Raw genomic sequence first — 15,742 nt, 5'->3', positions numbered from 1 at the left:
AGTAAAATAGGAGTAACGTTGACTTGGGGAGGCATTCAGATGACGTCATTGGGCTGGTGCATGGGGATTGACCATGCCGAGGAATTGAAAACGATAGGATACGATTATATTGAGTGTATGTTAGCTCCTTTTATGCAAGAAAGTGAAGACGCTTTCAAAAAATCGCTGCAGCGTTACCTGGACAGTCCGCTTCCCGTTGAGGCATGGAACGTTCTGTTCCCGGGGGATTTGAGGCTGGTCGGACCGGATGTCCAACCGGACCGCGTGCACAGCTATGTGTCCAAGGCAGTGGAAACGGTGGCGCGTATCGGTTCCTCCATTATTGTCTTCGGCAGCGGCAGATCCCGTAATGTTCCTGACGGCTGGGCAAGAGAGCGCGCCGAGGAGCAGCTGCTGGAGCTGTTGGACAAAATGGCGGATGCATGCTCGGGCACCGGGGTTCGGATCGCCATTGAGCCGCTGAACCGCAAAGAGTCGAACATTATAAACAGTGTAGCGGAAGGCGTTTATTTCGCCCGTGCCATCAACCGGGAACCGATCCGGGTATTGGCTGATTTTTATCATATGGATGAAGAGCAGGAGCCGTTGGAAACGATAACGGAGAACAGGGACTGGCTGGCGCATATCCACGTGGCCGATACCGGCAGGCTGGCGCCGGGAACCGGGCAATACCCGTATGAGTCCTTTATGGCCCAGCTGAAAGCGGCAGGCTATAATGGCAGAATTTCAGCCGAATGCACGCTCCGCGACAAGGAACGGGAGCTGCCGGCCTCGCTTGAGTTTTTAAGGCGTCAATGTAACGCTTAATCGTTGGATAGCCATGAAGAAGCCCCCGGCAGCTGAGAAGCTGTTCGGGGGCTTTGGGCATCATTACAGCAAACAGAGCTCTGCAGAGAAGGAAGGCGGTGATTTATTCGGGAAGCTCAAGATCCTTGCGGGAAAACCGGTTGTTCCAGACGAATTCGAGATCGAACTCAGTCGTATCGTTCGATACGAACTGATGAAGACAGGCGCAAAACCCTCCGACGATACCCGCTAAAGCAATTGTCCAGAGAAGAAGCTCAGCCCACACTTGTGCCATTCACTCATCCCTTTCTTCGCGCTCTTATCTCATCTTTATGTGATAAGCGGCGGGAAGATGTTAGAGCGGACGAGCAGGCGCACAGTGTAAATCCATTTAATTTTAGGAAGGCTGGGATTTAAGGTTATTGAGGCTCGCCGCTTGCAGAATGCTCCGTATCCTATTGATCGGAGAGCTGCTTCAGCGAAGCGATGTGTCCATGCGGATGCGGTGTTTGTTTGCGGATTTTATCGGCATTTTCTCTTCGGTTCTTGGATTTCGACATGATGTTTGGCCTCCTTATGATGAATAAATAATAGCGGCTTGCTTGCTTAATGCCTCTATAGGATGGCAGAGTGAACTGCCGTTTATTCAGCAATCAGCCGTTGGCGGCCTGGCGGAAACATCCAGCGAAGCCAAAATAAAAAGAACCGTCGCTTGCGTTATGCAGGCTGCGGTTCCATTTGTTTTTGTGCTTGCGCTCCATTTTTTGCTTTTGCTCGGTTCCAGGTAGGTGTTCTCCGCTCAACCGGTAAGAGTCCGTTCCAATTCAGCCGATTAAGCTCCGGGTTCCATTTTCCTTCGCGGTCCATCTTCATGCGATGCTTCTTGGCTTTGCTATGTGCCATACAGGGCACCTCCCAATAAAATGAATTTAACTTCATTATATACGATCCGCATGCCGGAAGATAGTTTGACAGTTTTGAAACAATGTGCAGGATTGGTTGTGTTAGCCACCCGCATTTGTTAATCTATGAAGGTGACCTGTAGTAGGTTCCAATTCATTCATGCAGGAGTGAGCACGTTGTCTTACGATTTTATTTATTGGTCTATCATGGGGGCCGCTTTCGTGATTTCGAATGTGTTGGGTGTAGGTCTTATGCTGAAGTCCCACAAGCTGCTGCTATCCTTTCTTGTTTCTTTGATTGTGGATTTCGCTATTTTTTTGGCGGCGGGCATGTGGTGGGCCGATTTGTTTGAAGGGTTTTCGCGCATGTTCGGCTTGTTCGGGTTCGGCATCGCGTTTGTCAATATTGAAATCCTGCTGCTCTTCACTTTATTTGTCATGAAGAAGAAAGCGATGAACGGCACAAAGCTTCCATAGTCTGCGCATAGGCGGGGAGGCCGATTCATTGAATTGCATATAAGTCAGAAAAGCCTGCCGTTTCCTTTTGGAGACGGCGGGCTTTTTGGGCGGTGCGCCGGTCAGCAGCTCTAGGGCCGCATGAATACCTGGTAAGGGAGGAGGGCAATGCCCCTGCCCGCGGCATAAACAGCCTGAACGGCCTTAAACATAATAAAAGACTCCCCGCCCATAAGGGGCGAGGAGTCGGCAGGATTGGATCGATTAGAACGATGCTGCAGCAGCAGCGGCTTGAGCCAAGCCTTCTTGAATGATCGATTCCGCTTTGTCAGGGAATTGGTTGTGGCCTTCTACAACAACTGTCGTAATATCTTGAACGCCGATGAAGCCCATGATTGTCTTCACATAGTTCAGGGACATTTCGATCGCAGCGGCAGGCACCTTCGGAATAGACGCCGCCTCTAGCGTTCAGCAATGCGACTTTTTTACCGGCTTGCAGGCCTTTAGGGCCTTCCGCGGTGTAGGAGAACGTTTTGCCGGCTTGAAGGATGTAGAACAGGTAAGTCAGCAGTTGAGCCGGTACGGTGAAGTTCCACAATGGGAATGCGAAAACCACTTTATCGGCAGCCAGGAACTGATCCAAGTATTTGTTGACGTTGTCGGCTTTTTGCTGCTCGACGGAAGTCAGTTCGAAGCCTTTGCCAAGCTTGAACAAGCCGTTCAATGTATCTACATCATAATAAGGAAGCTCTTCAGCGAACAAATCCAGCTCAACGATCGTATCCGCAGCATGGGATTCCTTATACGATTTCAAGAATGCGTCATACAGCTTTACGCTTGCAGCTTGATCGGCAGGACGGCCATTGGCCTTAACAAAAAGAACAGTAGACATACAATAAATTCCTCCTCAAAATGAATGAAAAATAAAAGTTTAACAGCACAGAAAAAAACAATAACTTACTTTATGTAAGTATATTAAATCAATCACTTACAATTGTCAAGTGACTAACAAATAAAAAAATAAACTGAAAACAACGGTGTATACAATCCATTTTTTTCAGTCAACCTAAGCTGACCGAATAAAGCCGGCGTAGACGAAGCACGGACGCCGCTTGGAAACGAGCCGCTTTCGGCGAATCGTCAAAGAATGTAAAGGGGATGAAGCATCCGTATGTATACTACCGCATCGCTTCCGGGCTGGAGGGCCCTCCACCTGCTCAGGTTTAAAAACAGCCCGCTGAAATTTCTGACCAAGGTTCACGAGCTGGGTGATATGGTTCTGATCGGCGAGCAGGGGGGACGCCGGGTCTATGTTCTGAATCATCCGGACTTGGTCAAAGAAGTGCTGGTTCAGAATCCCTCCAGCTTCAGGAAAGGCAAGGCGCTGCAAATCGCCGGGAAGTTTCTCGGACAAGGGCTGCTGACCAGCGAGGGAGAAACGCACATGCGTCTTCGCCGGCTTATGCAGCCTCAATTCCATGCAAAGCACATTGCGTCCTTTGCCGAGACGATGGCTTCGCATACCGAACGGATGCTGGATTCGTGGAAGGACGGTCAGGTGAGGGACGTGCATCATGATATGACCGAGCTGGCATTGGACATTATCAATCAGACGATGTTCGGCCACACGGTAACGGAGGATGTGGAGCGCATAGGACGGATTATCGAGCAGAACAGCCGGAATAATATCCGCCAGGCGAAAGCTTTGTTCCGCCTGCCATCCTTTCTTGCCGCGTCAAAGGAGGCGTCCGCGCAGGAATCGCTCGCTTATCTGGACCAGATCATCTATGCCATGATTGCGAATCGACGGCGGGAGCCGGACGGGCATCATGCGGATCTTTTGTCGATGCTGCTTGGAGCGGCGGATGAAGACGGGTCTCACATGACGGATAAAGAAATACGGGATCAGCTCATTACGATTTATATTGCGGGTCATGAGACGACGGCCAATACGCTTGCATGGACCTGGTACCTGCTGTCGGAGCATGAAGAGGCGGAGCAGATGTTCTGGGCGGAGCTGGACGAGGTGCTGGGCGGCCGTCTGCCGACCTTCGAGGATATACCGAAGCTTGTCTATACCCGGCAGCTGATTCAGGAATCCATGCGGCTGTATCCTGCAGCCTGGATGATCGGCAGACAGGCGCTTGAGCCCGTCGTTATCGGGGGACAGGAGATTGCAGCGGGCGATACGTTGTTTATGAGCCAATATGCGATGCACCGCAGCAAGAAATATTATGAAGAGCCGGAACGGTTCCATCCGGGCCGGTTTGAGGACACGTTTCTAAAAACGATTCCTCCTTACGCTTACTTTCCTTTCGGCGGAGGTCCGAGAGTCTGCATCGGAAATAATTTTGCGCTGATGGAAACCGCTATTATCCTGGCGGTCGTCGGTCAGAAGTATAAGCTGCAAAGGGAAGGTGTGCAGAAGGTCGAACCGGAGCCGCTGATTACGCTGCGAATTAAAGGGGGGCTGAGCATGAAGGTCCTGCGGAGGGGAAATCGGCAGACAACGATCCGGTAAATCTGTGAACCAGAGTATAGGGCATGACCGGCCGGGGGCGATTGAAAAAGATGTTTGGGCAGCCAAGCGCTCCCTCTTGGCATCTGCATCGAACAGGTAACATGAAGGAGCCGCTGAAAAAAGCTAAAGCTAGCGAAAACGTATCTTTCTTTGGAGCAAAGGCATAGCTCCTCGCGAATCCCGTTTCGTTTGGTTTCGCAGCCGCGCAGCCAGAGCTCCGGAATCCCGCTTGATTGCAGTTCCATGTTTTGCGGGCACAACCTTCAGACCTAGGCAAACGCTTACGCTTATCCAAAGCGAAAGCGCCGCACGCTTTGCGCGTTTTTTCAGCGGCCTTACACGATGCTAGCGCTTTTTGGGTGCTTGCGGCTGCTCGAGCTGGCGCAGCTTCTGCTCCCGGCTTTCCCAGCGGAAGTTGGCGACAAAAAAGCCGACCACAGCCATGACGCCCAGCCGGATATAAACCCAGTACGGTGTAAACGTTTGCTGGGTGAGCCATTCGATTGCGGTGAACAAAGCGGCCAGTGATATCCCCCAGGAAAGCACGCCGAACAGCATGACGTATTTGCCTTTCCCCATGGTTCTTGTCTTGCGCCACTTCTCGGCTTGTGCTGCATTCATTTGATGTAAATCCCCCTAGTGTGTTTCTTTCAATCCATAATCTTTTAAACTTCGGCGTCTTTTGGTTGAAGTCCTGCCTGTACGTAAATTGTTCACAATTAAATTGAGAGCGTCTTGAGAAGTTTTCGTCTGCGCTGCGTAGTATCTCTTATCTTATACCTTATAGGATGCGGATGCAGCAGAGAATTTATCCAGAACCTGCCAGTCATTCTATGGTAAAATGGAATCTTGGGAACGAATTTGTGCAGGAGAGGAGTCCGAAATCATGAGTAAGCTGTTGTTATTTTTCGCGCTGACGTGGATAACCGGAAGCCCGATCGTGGCCTTGATCGTGCTGCTTGTCGTCTTTTATGTATTGGAGAGGCGCTTTATCGGGCTGACGCCGAGTGTGCTCAAGCCGTTGAAGAGGTCTAGACGCTTGTCCAGGCTCCGTCAGGAGCTGCGGCTGAGTCCGCATCAAACCTCGGCCAAGCTCGAGGCGGCGAGAATTTTGATGGAGCGCAAGCAGTTTGAGGAAGCAGGCGAGCTGCTAAGACAGGTCGCATCCGTGATGGACGATTCGGCCGAAGTCCGGGCTGAGCTCGGTATCTGCCAGCTGAAGCTGGGAGCTTGGGAGGAGGGCGAAAGGCTGCTGCTCGAAGCGCTGGATATGAATCCTCGCGTCAAGTACGGCGAGCCTTATCTGCGGCTTGCGGAAGCGTGGGCGGGCCGGGATGCGTCGAAGGCTATAGGTTATTTGAGAGAATTCGCTTCGATCCAATCCTCCTCGTGCGAAGCCTATTACCGGATGGGCCGCTTATACGAACAGCTGGGGCAAAAGGAAGAAGCCCGCAACGCCTACCGGGAGACGGTAGAGCTGTATCGCGGACTTCCCAAATATAAGCGGCGGTTTGAGCGGAAATGGGCGCTGCTTGCCAGGTTTAAATAATTAGCGGGCCGCTGCGGGATTTAGCACGCGGTCCGGCGCGAACGCGGATAGATCTACCGCGAAGGCTTCCCCAAGCACCTGCTGCTTGACCAGTCTTCCGGTAACGGGCGCCAGCAGAATGCCGTTGCGGTAATGGCCGGTCGCAAAGATGACGCCGGGCATCCGCTCGGAGACGCCCATGTACGGCAGCTCGTCGCGCGAGCCGGGCCGCAGTCCGGCCCAGGTGCGGAGGAACTCCGCTTCGGCTAGCTCGGGCAGCAGCTCGGCGGCTCTTGCATGCAGTGAGCCGATGACCGAGACGTGCGTTCTTTTATCGAAGCCGGCTTCCTCCTGCGAGGCGCCGATCAGCAGACTTCCGTCCAGCTTCGGCACGATGTAGCAGCCCTTCGTAAACACGGTATGCCGAATAATCGGCGACGGCAGCTGAACGGAAATACACTGCCCCTTCACAGGGAACATCGGCAGCGCTAGACCGTAGGGCTCCGACAGCGCCGAGCTCCACGCACCCGCGGCAAGGATCACATGATCGCCGAGCAATTCCCCTTCCGATGTCTTCACCCCGCAAATGGTTCCGTTTCTTTCCACAAGTCCGAACACGGGGTCCATTCCTTAATAACGCAGCCCTCCCGGTGCAGTGCCGCTCTAAGAGCGGCGGCGGTATGAACCGGATGAATTTGATGGTCCTTGGCAAAATAAAGCCCGCCGCGTTCCGCACGTCCAATCCCCGGCTCCATCCGCTTCAGCGTCTGTTCATCGATCCATTCCGCATCCTGAATCCAGGACAGCCGGCTGCGAAGCTCCTGTTCGTCCTCTTCGTTATAGGCGACCCGAAGGATCCCTTCTTCTATATATTGCGCCGATAAGCCGCCGGACTGCTCCAGCTCCTCGGTTCATTCCTTATACATGCGCTGGCTGTAGCGGCACAGCTCGTAGAACGGACCCGGGCGATGGATTTCGACTTGGGCTCCGAGCATCCCGGCTGCGGCCGTAGAAGCCTCCTGCAGCAGGGCGCCTTTATCGATGACGGTGCAGCGGACACCTGCCCGCTGCAGCTCCAAAGCAATGGAGCTGCCGATAATGCCCCCTCCGATGATAATAGCTGAATCGGTCGTGCGCTTCATTGAAATCGTCTCCTAGGTATGTGATGCGTCCGGTCTAGCGCTTCGCGAAACCGGACGATTTGTTCTGCCGGCCGGGGGTGAAGCAGAATCGAGGACAGGACGGCTGCCCCGGCACAGCCGGTGGCGAGCACGGACTCCATCCGTTCCGGCTCCATTCCGCCGATGGCGATGACGGGCAGCGGGCAAGCCTCGACGATCGCCGCCAGCGCTTCCAGGCCCCGCGGCTCCAGGCCGGGCTTCGAGCCCGACGCGAAAATATGGCCGTACAGCACGTAGTCCGCGCCGGCTTCCGCGGCCTGCTCCGCCTCCTCCAGCGAGTGTACGGAGCAGCCGATGCGGACGCCTGCCGGCAGCAGACGGCGGCTCTGCCTGGCGTCCAGGCTCGTATAGCCGAGCTGCACGCCGGGAGCGCCGGCGGCAAGGGCCGCGTCGACCCGGTCGTTGATATAGATCGCGCTCTCGGGAAGCAGCGGTGCAAGCGTCGCATACCACTGCGCCAGCTCGCGGGCGCCGCGCTGCTTCTCCCGAAGGTGCAGTACGTCGATCAGTCCGGTCGGACAATGCGTGAGTATCCCGGCAAGCTCGGAAAGCTCCTGCTTACCGGTCGTAATGACATGCAGTTCGTGCTTTCTGCTGCTGCTCATGTTCCGGCATTCCCTTCTTTTTCATTCATCATAACGTAGCTTCCTTAGGAGCGTAAAGCGTTTGCCCCAGATGTCATAAAAATATCAAGAAACGCAAATGATTCCGCCCGGGGTCAGCTTGACGCTGTCGAATGAGACCGATAAACTAAATGGATGAAGAAAAAAGGCTTCGGTCGCCAGGACAAAGATACGAAAGGGGAATACAAGGATGGAACGGGTATTTAAAGCTCTGACGATTGCCGGCTCCGACAGCGGCGGGGGCGCCGGGATTCAGGCCGATCTCAAAACTTTCCAGATGCTTGAGGTTTACGGCATGTCCGCGATTACGGCGGTAACGGCGCAAAATACATTAGGGGTTCACGGGATTTACGATATTCCGCTCGAGGGCATTGAGAAGCAGCTGGAGGCGGTGATCGGGGATATCGGAGTGGATGCGGCGAAAACCGGCATGCTGTCCCAGCCTGCGGTCATTGAGCTGGTGGCGGAACAGGCCGCAAGCATAAGTTGGACAAGCTCGTTGTCGATCCGGTTATGATCGCCAAAGGCGGTGCCAGCCTGCTGGCCGAGAGCGCGCAGCAGGCGCTGCGGACGCAGCTGCTGCCGCTGGCAGCGGTCGTGACGCCGAATATTCCGGAAGCCGAGGTCATTACCGGAATGGAAATCGGTACATTAGATCAGATGAAGGAAGCGGCCGTACGGCTGGTGGAGCAATTCGGCGCTAAAGCGGCGGTCGTGAAGGGCGGACACAGCCAGGACGATCCGACCGATGTGCTGTTCGACGGTACGGACTTTCATTTGCTGACAGGACGGCGGTATGAAACGCGGCATACGCACGGGACCGGCTGCACCTTCTCGGCAGTCATTACCGCCGAGCTGGCCAAAGGAGAGGACCTGCTGGCTGCGGTGCATACGGCGAAGAAATTTATCACGCTGGCGATTCGTCATGAGCTCGGGCTCGGCGCGGGACACGGACGCTACCAACCATTGGGCTTACTGGCGCGAGCGGCAGGCTGCCTCGAAGGAGTCGTTCTAAACTATGAGCTATGAATATTTAATGCAGGCTCTCCTGCTGATCGTACTGGTTATCGTCTGCTTTCCCGCTATCATTTGGTGGGCCAAACGGAGAAAAAGGAAACGGGGTTAACACGCAATGTATTATGTGAATCAAGAGCAAATTGATCTGCGGCTGCAATTTATTCCGGAGCTGCAGGCAGTCTGCAGCCTTCTTGCAGACAAATGGGACGCTTGTCCGGAATCGGAGCGCCTGCTGCTGCATTTTGCGCAGGAGCGCACGCTGCACTTGGCAATCGAGACGGTGACCGATGTCGGCAGCCTGCTGATCGACGCTTTTATGATGCGGGACGCCAGCAGCTATGAGGATATTATCGAGATTCTGCACGGTGAGGGCGTCTTTGATTCTTCGATCGCTTCGGTGCTTCGCGAGCTTGTTCAATTGCGCAGGCCGCTGACGCAGGAATATGCCTCGTTTGCAAGGGAAGGCTTGCAGCCGCTTGTTTTGCGGCTGTCCGAGGCATTGAGCGCTTTTGCAGAGGCTGTGCCTGCGTTTATCCGGCGTGAAATGGTATAGGACGATACCGCGAGGATCCGGCCGCCGGCCTATACGCAAGCGCTGAGCTGCAATGCGGGTCGAGGGCACGGAGGCTTGATTTTCCTCGTTTAGGCTTTTTGATACATTTTAGTATACTAATTTACTTATGCCGTCTTTTCGTATACAATGACAGTAAAGTCTTTAGATGAGAAAGGCGGTGAGACCGGATGAACCAGGAGCAGGATGTTTCGACGCGTAAAGTCATATTGACCATGCTGAAGACGAAAGGCCCTTTAACCGTCAGCGATATGGCCAAACAGCTAGGTATTACGGAGATGGCAGTGCGGAGACACTTGAACACGCTGGAGCGTGACGGTCTGATCGAGTCGAAGCTGGTTCGGCAAGCCATGGGCCGGCCGACGAACCTGTACTCGCTGACGGAGGAAGCCGATGAGCTTTTTCCGAAGAAGTACCATTATTTGACGCTGGATCTGTTGGGCGAGCTGATGGATGAAGCGGGAGAAGAGAAGGTGCACCGGCTTTTCGAACGCCGCAAGGACAAGTTAATCGGCCGCTATGAGGAGCAGATTAAGGGAAAGCCTTTGTCCGAACGCGTGCAGTCCCTTGCCGAGATCCAGAATGCGAACGGCTACATGGTGGACTGGTCGGCAACGGAGGAAGGTCAGTTTGTCATTAATGAGCATAATTGTCCTATTTCCCAGGTAGCCAATCAGTATAATCACGCTTGCCAATGCGAGCTGCTGATGTTCGAGAGACTGTTGGACGCGGACGTCAAACGGACGGAATGCCTCGTGAAGGGCGGCATTAAGTGCTCTTACTTGATTCAAGAGAAATGAACCTATTCATTCATATACCATCTTCCTGCAGAGCGGCTGCCGGAAGATGGTTTTTTTGCCTTTCGGGGCCTGCGGTGAGACGGGGGCGAGGTGCGATGCGGTGCAATGCGGTGGAACCGCTGCCGGGAGCTGCACAGACAGCCACAGCGGGGGCTGTTTCCTGCTCTTGCAGACCAAGGCGTGTGTGCCGCGGCAGGCCAAGCAGGTGTGTCTTCCATCCATGCCCGCCGCTCAACGGACATCCTCGGACGAATGGGAACCGGAAGGTTCCTCTTGGGAGGAGCCGACAGGACCGGCCGGCTGCTCGGCGCTGCCGTCTTCCGCAGCATTCCCCGGTTCCCTCACATGCTTCCATTTCCCGTTGATATAAGCGATCGCAAAGGTGATCACGCCGAGCAGGAACAGCACCAGCACCTTATAGATCGTTTCGCTGCCGGAGAGATCCAGCAGCAGTGTCTTGGCAGCCACCCCGATCAATACGACGGAGCCGAAGACGCGGAAGACCGATTGGCGGCTGCGCGCCCCCCATAAGAACAGCAGCAGCGCATAGATGCCCCAAGAGACGGAAAGCGTCAGCTGCAGATCCATCCAGCCCGACAGCCGGTATTCTGTGATCATATTCCTTACCTGCACGGTCAATAGGCCGCCGACAATCAGATGGCTCAGAATCGAGCAGGCGTATGCTATAAGCCGGTTTCCGTCGTGCCGAAGCGCGGGAAACGAGATGCGCAGGGAGAAGTAGAACCCCATAGCCGCCAGCAGCTCCCAGGCGAGAGCGGCCCAGTTCAGGAACGGAATGAACACGCCGAACCAGGTTCCCCATGGCGTATCCCAGGTGACGGTGAACCAGTAGCATACGACAATCAGCCAGATGCCGACGGCTGCCGCTTTTAGACCGTTCAGTGCTTTCAGGGCCCCTGCAGCTAACAGGCCGCAGGAGACGGCCAGCCAGAAATAGACGTTAATCATCGGCTTTACGGCAAGATGCTGGCCGAATTGTCCGGAAGCGATCAGGATCAGCAGCAGGCCGCCGGCCAGCTTGGTCAGCACGGGGCCGCTGCAGGCTCCGGTCATCCGTTGTACGAGCAGAGCGAGTGCAGTGTACAGCACCCCCATCAGCATTAACGGATAGGCGTATGATACGACGCCATTCAGGATGACGATCGACCACAGCCCGAATAAGATGGCATTGACGATGCCCAGATATAAATTCAAGCCGTCGAATTTAACGTTGTTTTTCCAAGATGAGATAAGAAAAGCGATGACATAGAAGCCGTAGGCGGCCAGCGCATAGCGGAAGGGCAGGCTCCACAGCCGGCCGAGCTCAGGGTCGAAGCGGATATAGTATACCGCATACAGAAACCAGGTTCCGATAAAGGAGACCAGCCGCAGCTCGGTTAGATTGATGCTTTAAGCTGATCGCGAAGAAGGCCGCGTTCAGCACGAGCAAATAAAGGAACAGCGTAAACACCTGATCGGTTTCCGGCCGCAGCATCCATGGAGAGAGAAGGCCGCCCAGCAGGCTGATATTCATCAGCAGCCGCAGGCGGAGCCGCGAAGCCGTTACGCTGAGACCTGCGGTCAGTGCGAGCATGCACAGGAACACGATCATCGGCTCCCAGAGGGCATAGTATATTCCCGCAAAGGAGAACGTAGTATACAGAAGCGCGACGCCTATGCCGGTTGTAATTTCACCTGCGAGCTGCAGCTTCGGAAGCCATTTCAGTCCTCCGATCATACAACCCGCACCCAGGGCAAGACCGAGACCGATCTTCACCTCGTCCGTAATCCAGCCCTGGTTCATCGTATATTTCAGCAAATAAATAAACGAGCTTACGATAAACAGCGCGCCCAGCAGGTAGATCCACGATTTACGAAGAGTGTCATTCACGATTCATCATCTCGCTTCCAAATAGTTTCAGTGGATGTTGAGATGATTGTAATGAAAATCCAGTTCTTTCATAAGTACTAACTTTCTCTAGTACCAGGCGGCAGCTTCTCGAAGAAACACGGGCGCGCAGCAAAAAAGCGGGCCTGCGCCCGCTTCGCTTTATGCTATGAAATGCTGTCAGCCGATCTTCGCATTGGCGATCAGCCGCTGCGCCTTATCCCGGATCCAGCCGTAATTGCCTGCGGCAATTTCCTTCAGGTTGACGAGGGAGCCCCCGATGCCTACCGCATAGCAGCCGGCCTGCAGAAACTGCGCGATATTCTCCTCGTTCACTCCGCCCACGGCCACCATAGGGATATGGTTCAGCGGACCTTGCAGCTCTTTGAGATATCCAAGGCCGAGACTCGCTCCAGGGAAAATTTTGACGGCTGTCGCGCCTGCTTTCCAGGCTTTGACGATTTCCGTCGGCGTCATCGCGCCCGGATAAATAGGGATGCCGCGTTCCGCCGCATAGCGGATGACGTCTTCCTCCATATTCGGTGTGACGATATAGGAAGCTCCGGCGTCAAGCGCCTTCTTCGCGTCCTCCAGATCCAGTACGGTTCCGGCTCCAATGTACATCTGATCTCCGAGCTTTTGCTGCAGCGCGGCGATCATCGCCGGAGCGCCGTCCGTATTCAGCGTAATTTCCATTACGCGAACGCCGCCTTCCAGCAGCGCATGGGCGACGCGCTCGATATGCTGTTTTTCAACACCCCGCACAATTGCAATAATACGCGTCTGTTCAATGAGCTGTAAGCCTTGTTCCCGATTCATCTCGTTCCTCCATCTTGTCCCAGTATGCAATCTATTATGCCATTGTTTGGGCAAGATTGAAACGGGGTAACGTAAGGATATCGCCGCTTCACGCTATAATTCCGATACTCCGCCAAGCTGTTTTTCTCCCCGCCGCAGTTGAAACCGTAAAGGAATTGGAATGTGCGGTATGCCGCTTCGTTCTTTTTTTCAAAAAAGTTGTGTCAAAATCCCTGCCGCCTACTTATACTGTACTATTCCATAGGCATTCGTCTAGGGCGGTTGCTTTTGCAGGGAGGCGACAGCATATGATCATGCAAATCAGTATCGGCATGGCTTGTGCCGCATTTATCGTACTGGTCTGTTTTCTCGTTGCGGCCGTCAAGGAGAGCCGCAGCGCCATGCAGCAGGCGCAGCAGTCGCTGGCGCGGATCGAGCTGGAGCTGGCGCGGACGACGGAAGCATCGGTTCAGCTGATCCGCCAATCCTCCCAGGTGCTGGAGGATGTTCAGCGTAAGCTGAAGGCAGCCGACGGCTTCGTGGACGCGATGGATCAGACCGGGGCGGCGGCAAGCCGTCTATCCCAGTCGGTGCAGCAGGTATCAAGGACGCTAACGGAAACCGTATTGGAGGCCAAGGACTCGCTGGGCGGCCAGAAGGATACGGTCAGGGACTTGATTGAGCTGACTTCGACAGGCATGCATCTATGGCAAAGGTGGCAGGCTCACCGGCTCGCCAAAGCAGCGGCGCAAACGGATGAACAATCATGAGGGAGATGAAAAGGATGACGGTAGAGAAAAAAGGAAAAGATTTATTGATCGGTGCGGTAGTAGGTACGGTGCTTGGAGCGGTGACGGCGCTGCTGTTCGCTCCGAAATCCGGCCGTGAGCTGAGAGCGGATATCGCTGAGGGCGTGCATAATGTAACGGACAAAACGACGCAGGTTGCGGGAACGGTCGCCGATAAATCGAAGCAGCTGGCGGGATCGATCAGCGAAAAAACGCAGCACACGGCACAAATCATCAGCAAGAATACAAGCGAGTGGGTAGACAAGGCAAAAGAAACGGCCCGTTCCTGGAAGAACGGCCGTGACGGCGGGACTTTGGCCGAGGAAGCGCCGGTGGCCGCAACCCATGAGGAAGAAAACAATCAATAACCGATATAGTGACAACAGGCTGTGCCTACGGGTGCGGCCTGTTTTGCTGATTGCGGGGCTTCGGGCGCCTTCAGAAAAAAACGTGTTCCCCTCGCGCGGCGTACCGGCCGCCCGCTTAGGGGAACACGTTGAATGAATGCATATTGCAGCCTCGATCCGCTTACCATTTGGACGGATCGATCTTGCTCGGATCCAGACCTTCCCAGATGTTGCGGATGTTTGCCGTTTCAGGATGCTCGAACACGAGCCAGGCGGTCGGCAAATACCGTTCGCCGTACTCGCTGGAGGGGCGGTTAATAATTTCGTTGTTATGGACAAGCACGGTGGAGGAGCCGCCGTCCAGATTGGCCGCGGTGACTGCGCCATGCTCGAGAAACACCTTCTGAATGTCGAACAGCGTAGCGCCGATGCTGTACCCCGGCTGTCTGCCGTCGATAATGGCGAACATGATGGTGCCGTCCTCCTTCTGGGCGATGCATGTGCGGGGAGCGATGCCCCAGCCGTCCGCCTGGTTCTTGATTTGCCCGACACCATTCACGATGAAGCGGGGGGCGAAGGTGACCGCCTCCTGAACGCCCATCTGCAGCAGCTCGGAGGGCTTGTATTTACCGGCGATCAGCCGTCCGTCCTTGTCGATGCCGACGATGTGATTCGGCGTATTCATCCCGCCGTCGTTATAAAAAATTTTCCCGCCTGACATGACGATCCCGGTCGGCTGGAAGCCGTTGCCCATCCATTCCGGATCGACAAAGCCGCCTGCATTCACGCCGGCAGCCGCGCCCAGCCGCTTGACCATGGACGACACCTTCTCGCCTTTGCCCGCCGTGCCCGGCACCGCGATTCGAAGCGATTTGGGGTCGTTGACGATGAGCAGCTTTCCTTTGAAATTGCTGCCTTCGATCGGTTCAATTTCGATGAGCGGCTTTTTCTCCGGCGCCTTCACGGCCGTCTCCTGCGGCTTGCCGACCTGCACTAGGTGCTGATCCTGAACCGCGGTATACGCATCGAACTGCTTCCAGTAGCGGTCGACCCGCTTTTGCAGCTCATCCTCTCCGATCAAATATTTGGCCCAATGCCGATGCTGTGTCGTGATCAGCGTATCCGCCATCATATAGCGGATATTCGTTCCGGACTCCGTCAGGAAAAACCAAAGACTCGTAAACATCCCCATAAAAAATAGAGCGAAAATAGTATAGAAAAATAGAGTGAGAAGCGCAGAGGTACGTTTCTTTGGGCGAGGGGAGCGAGTCTTCTTGGGGACAGCGGCAGTACGCGCCTTCGGATTGCTCGATAAATTGGCTGACATGAATAAATTCCCTTCAATTTACAATAATTTGCATAACTATTGTTATTGACGAAAAAAGAAGGAAAAAGTTTCAGTACGAGACTTTTTCCTTCTTTTTTCTATCAGATAAAAGCTGACAGCAGCTATTCTGAGGCGACTGAAAAACTGGCGGAGCGTGCGGAATCGTTCTGTAGAAGCGAAAGCGTTCGCCTTTGTCCTTGGATTTCAAC

General features: G+C 54.5%; 17 protein-coding genes and 3 pseudogenes. 9 read left to right on the top strand and 11 right to left on the bottom strand.

Annotation, left to right across the window (positions count from 1 at the left end):
• The first annotated feature begins 39 nt into the window (after positions 1-39).
• Positions 40-807 (top strand): sugar phosphate isomerase/epimerase family protein, encoded by a 768-nt coding sequence (locus ACHHV8_RS24530; RefSeq protein WP_395162038.1) that lies wholly within the window; start codon positions 40-42, stop codon positions 805-807.
• Between the two features lie 103 nt (positions 808-910).
• Here the strand turns inward: ACHHV8_RS24530 and ACHHV8_RS24525 are convergent, their stop codons facing one another.
• The 3 genes from ACHHV8_RS24525 to ACHHV8_RS24515 all read right to left on the bottom strand — a co-directional run bounded on the left by ACHHV8_RS24525 (position 911) and on the right by ACHHV8_RS24515 (position 1,689).
• Positions 911-1,081 (bottom strand): hypothetical protein, encoded by a 171-nt coding sequence (locus ACHHV8_RS24525; protein ID WP_395162037.1) that lies wholly within the window; start codon positions 1,079-1,081, stop codon positions 911-913.
• Positions 1,082-1,241: 160 nt separating this feature from the next.
• Positions 1,242-1,346 carry a DUF6254 family protein gene (locus ACHHV8_RS24520; protein ID WP_395162036.1) on the bottom strand — a complete coding sequence of 35 codons (105 nt, stop codon included), beginning with the start codon at positions 1,344-1,346 and terminating at the stop codon, positions 1,242-1,244.
• A 157-nt stretch (positions 1,347-1,503) separates the two neighbouring features.
• Positions 1,504-1,689 carry a hypothetical protein gene (locus ACHHV8_RS24515; protein WP_395162035.1) on the bottom strand — a complete coding sequence of 62 codons (186 nt, stop codon included), beginning with the start codon at positions 1,687-1,689 and terminating at the stop codon, positions 1,504-1,506.
• A gap of 176 nt (positions 1,690-1,865) precedes the next feature.
• Between ACHHV8_RS24515 and ACHHV8_RS24510 the strand changes: the two genes are divergently transcribed.
• Positions 1,866-2,165 (top strand): hypothetical protein, encoded by a 300-nt coding sequence (locus tag ACHHV8_RS24510; RefSeq protein WP_395162034.1) that lies wholly within the window; start codon positions 1,866-1,868, stop codon positions 2,163-2,165.
• A gap of 243 nt (positions 2,166-2,408) precedes the next feature.
• On the opposite strand, the pseudogene ACHHV8_RS24505 reads toward ACHHV8_RS24510, so the two are convergent.
• A pseudogene (locus ACHHV8_RS24505) lies at positions 2,409-3,036 on the bottom strand (FMN-dependent NADH-azoreductase).
• Between the two features lie 279 nt (positions 3,037-3,315).
• On the opposite strand from ACHHV8_RS24505, the gene ACHHV8_RS24500 reads away from it, so the two are divergent.
• Positions 3,316-4,665: a cytochrome P450 gene (locus ACHHV8_RS24500; protein WP_395162033.1), complete on the top strand. Its 1,350-nt coding sequence runs from the start codon at positions 3,316-3,318 to the stop codon at positions 4,663-4,665.
• Positions 4,666-5,010: 345 nt separating this feature from the next.
• On the opposite strand, the gene ACHHV8_RS24495 is transcribed toward ACHHV8_RS24500, so the two are convergent.
• Positions 5,011-5,286, bottom strand: coding sequence for a hypothetical protein (locus ACHHV8_RS24495; RefSeq protein ID WP_395162032.1), 276 nt, complete (start codon positions 5,284-5,286; stop codon positions 5,011-5,013).
• A 265-nt stretch (positions 5,287-5,551) separates the two neighbouring features.
• On the opposite strand from ACHHV8_RS24495, the gene ACHHV8_RS24490 reads away from it, so the two are divergent.
• A complete protein-coding gene (locus ACHHV8_RS24490; protein ID WP_395162031.1) occupies positions 5,552-6,214 on the top strand; it encodes a tetratricopeptide repeat protein in 663 nt (220 codons plus the stop codon).
• On the opposite strand, the pseudogene thiO reads toward ACHHV8_RS24490, so the two are convergent.
• Positions 6,215-7,335: pseudogene (thiO, locus tag ACHHV8_RS24485) on the bottom strand (glycine oxidase ThiO).
• Positions 7,332-7,979, bottom strand: coding sequence for a thiamine phosphate synthase (locus ACHHV8_RS24480; protein WP_395162030.1), 648 nt, complete (start codon positions 7,977-7,979; stop codon positions 7,332-7,334). Before ACHHV8_RS24480 ends, thiO begins: the two are co-directional and overlap by 4 nt.
• A gap of 208 nt (positions 7,980-8,187) precedes the next feature.
• Here ACHHV8_RS24480 and thiD point away from each other — a divergent pair.
• The 3 genes and pseudogenes from thiD (at position 8,188) to ACHHV8_RS24465 (ending at position 10,385) form a co-directional block, all read left to right on the top strand.
• Positions 8,188-9,012 (top strand): annotated as a pseudogene (gene thiD / locus ACHHV8_RS24475) (bifunctional hydroxymethylpyrimidine kinase/phosphomethylpyrimidine kinase).
• Between the two features lie 117 nt (positions 9,013-9,129).
• On the top strand, positions 9,130-9,567 hold the full coding sequence (locus ACHHV8_RS24470) for a DUF86 domain-containing protein (RefSeq protein ID WP_395162029.1): 438 nt from the start codon (positions 9,130-9,132) through the stop codon (positions 9,565-9,567).
• 188 nt (positions 9,568-9,755) lie between these two features.
• On the top strand, positions 9,756-10,385 hold the full coding sequence (locus ACHHV8_RS24465) for a helix-turn-helix transcriptional regulator (protein ID WP_395162028.1): 630 nt from the start codon (positions 9,756-9,758) through the stop codon (positions 10,383-10,385).
• A 231-nt stretch (positions 10,386-10,616) separates the two neighbouring features.
• Here ACHHV8_RS24465 and ACHHV8_RS24460 read toward each other — a convergent pair whose 3' ends face one another.
• The 3 genes from ACHHV8_RS24460 to ACHHV8_RS24450 form a co-directional block, all read right to left on the bottom strand.
• Entirely contained in the window at positions 10,617-11,672 is a 1,056-nt protein-coding gene (locus ACHHV8_RS24460; protein WP_395163613.1) for a DUF2339 domain-containing protein, read from the bottom strand.
• Positions 11,673-11,709: 37 nt separating this feature from the next.
• Entirely contained in the window at positions 11,710-12,276 is a 567-nt protein-coding gene (locus ACHHV8_RS24455) for a DUF2339 domain-containing protein (protein ID WP_395162027.1), read from the bottom strand.
• 177 nt (positions 12,277-12,453) lie between these two features.
• Complete coding sequence (locus ACHHV8_RS24450; protein WP_395162026.1) at positions 12,454-13,092, bottom strand: bifunctional 4-hydroxy-2-oxoglutarate aldolase/2-dehydro-3-deoxy-phosphogluconate aldolase; 639 nt, start codon at positions 13,090-13,092, stop codon at positions 12,454-12,456.
• A gap of 287 nt (positions 13,093-13,379) precedes the next feature.
• Between ACHHV8_RS24450 and ACHHV8_RS24445 the strand changes: the two genes are divergently transcribed.
• The gene (locus ACHHV8_RS24445) at positions 13,380-13,841 is read left to right on the top strand and encodes a DUF948 domain-containing protein (protein ID WP_395162025.1); all 462 of its coding nucleotides are present in this window, start codon (positions 13,380-13,382) and stop codon (positions 13,839-13,841) included.
• 14 nt (positions 13,842-13,855) lie between these two features.
• Complete coding sequence (locus ACHHV8_RS24440) at positions 13,856-14,227, top strand: YtxH domain-containing protein (protein ID WP_395162024.1); 372 nt, start codon at positions 13,856-13,858, stop codon at positions 14,225-14,227.
• A gap of 160 nt (positions 14,228-14,387) precedes the next feature.
• Here ACHHV8_RS24440 and ACHHV8_RS24435 read toward each other — a convergent pair whose 3' ends face one another.
• The gene (locus tag ACHHV8_RS24435; protein ID WP_395162023.1) at positions 14,388-15,533 is read right to left on the bottom strand and encodes a phosphodiester glycosidase family protein; all 1,146 of its coding nucleotides are present in this window, start codon (positions 15,531-15,533) and stop codon (positions 14,388-14,390) included.
• Positions 15,534-15,742 lie beyond the last annotated feature (209 nt).

The organism is Paenibacillus sp. TAB_01 (genome assembly GCF_043945595.1).
In the GTDB taxonomy this organism is placed as follows: domain Bacteria; phylum Bacillota; class Bacilli; order Paenibacillales; family NBRC-103111; genus Paenibacillus_S.
The sequence above is the reverse complement of the archived record's forward strand: the minus strand, read 5'-3'. Positions and strand labels throughout refer to the sequence as shown.

Excerpts from the sequence above, each read along its gene's own strand:
- ACHHV8_RS24440 (WP_395162024.1), top strand. The coding sequence starts at position 13,856 with ATGACGGTAGAGAAAAAAGGAAAAGATTTATTGATCGGTGCGGTAGTA.
- ACHHV8_RS24495 (WP_395162032.1), bottom strand. The coding sequence starts at position 5,286 with ATGAATGCAGCACAAGCCGAGAAGTGGCGCAAGACAAGAACCATGGGG.
- ACHHV8_RS24480 (WP_395162030.1), bottom strand. The coding sequence starts at position 7,979 with ATGAGCAGCAGCAGAAAGCACGAACTGCATGTCATTACGACCGGTAAG.
- ACHHV8_RS24450 (WP_395162026.1), bottom strand. The coding sequence starts at position 13,092 with ATGAATCGGGAACAAGGCTTACAGCTCATTGAACAGACGCGTATTATT.
- ACHHV8_RS24445 (WP_395162025.1), top strand. The coding sequence starts at position 13,380 with ATGATCATGCAAATCAGTATCGGCATGGCTTGTGCCGCATTTATCGTA.
- ACHHV8_RS24435 (WP_395162023.1), bottom strand. The coding sequence starts at position 15,533 with ATGTCAGCCAATTTATCGAGCAATCCGAAGGCGCGTACTGCCGCTGTC.
- ACHHV8_RS24530 (WP_395162038.1), top strand. The coding sequence starts at position 40 with ATGACGTCATTGGGCTGGTGCATGGGGATTGACCATGCCGAGGAATTG.
- ACHHV8_RS24490 (WP_395162031.1), top strand. The coding sequence starts at position 5,552 with ATGAGTAAGCTGTTGTTATTTTTCGCGCTGACGTGGATAACCGGAAGC.
- ACHHV8_RS24525 (WP_395162037.1), bottom strand. The coding sequence starts at position 1,081 with ATGGCACAAGTGTGGGCTGAGCTTCTTCTCTGGACAATTGCTTTAGCG.
- ACHHV8_RS24465 (WP_395162028.1), top strand. The coding sequence starts at position 9,756 with ATGAACCAGGAGCAGGATGTTTCGACGCGTAAAGTCATATTGACCATG.
- ACHHV8_RS24500 (WP_395162033.1), top strand. The coding sequence starts at position 3,316 with ATGTATACTACCGCATCGCTTCCGGGCTGGAGGGCCCTCCACCTGCTC.
- ACHHV8_RS24470 (WP_395162029.1), top strand. The coding sequence starts at position 9,130 with ATGTATTATGTGAATCAAGAGCAAATTGATCTGCGGCTGCAATTTATT.
- ACHHV8_RS24515 (WP_395162035.1), bottom strand. The coding sequence starts at position 1,689 with ATGGCACATAGCAAAGCCAAGAAGCATCGCATGAAGATGGACCGCGAA.
- ACHHV8_RS24520 (WP_395162036.1), bottom strand. The coding sequence starts at position 1,346 with ATGTCGAAATCCAAGAACCGAAGAGAAAATGCCGATAAAATCCGCAAA.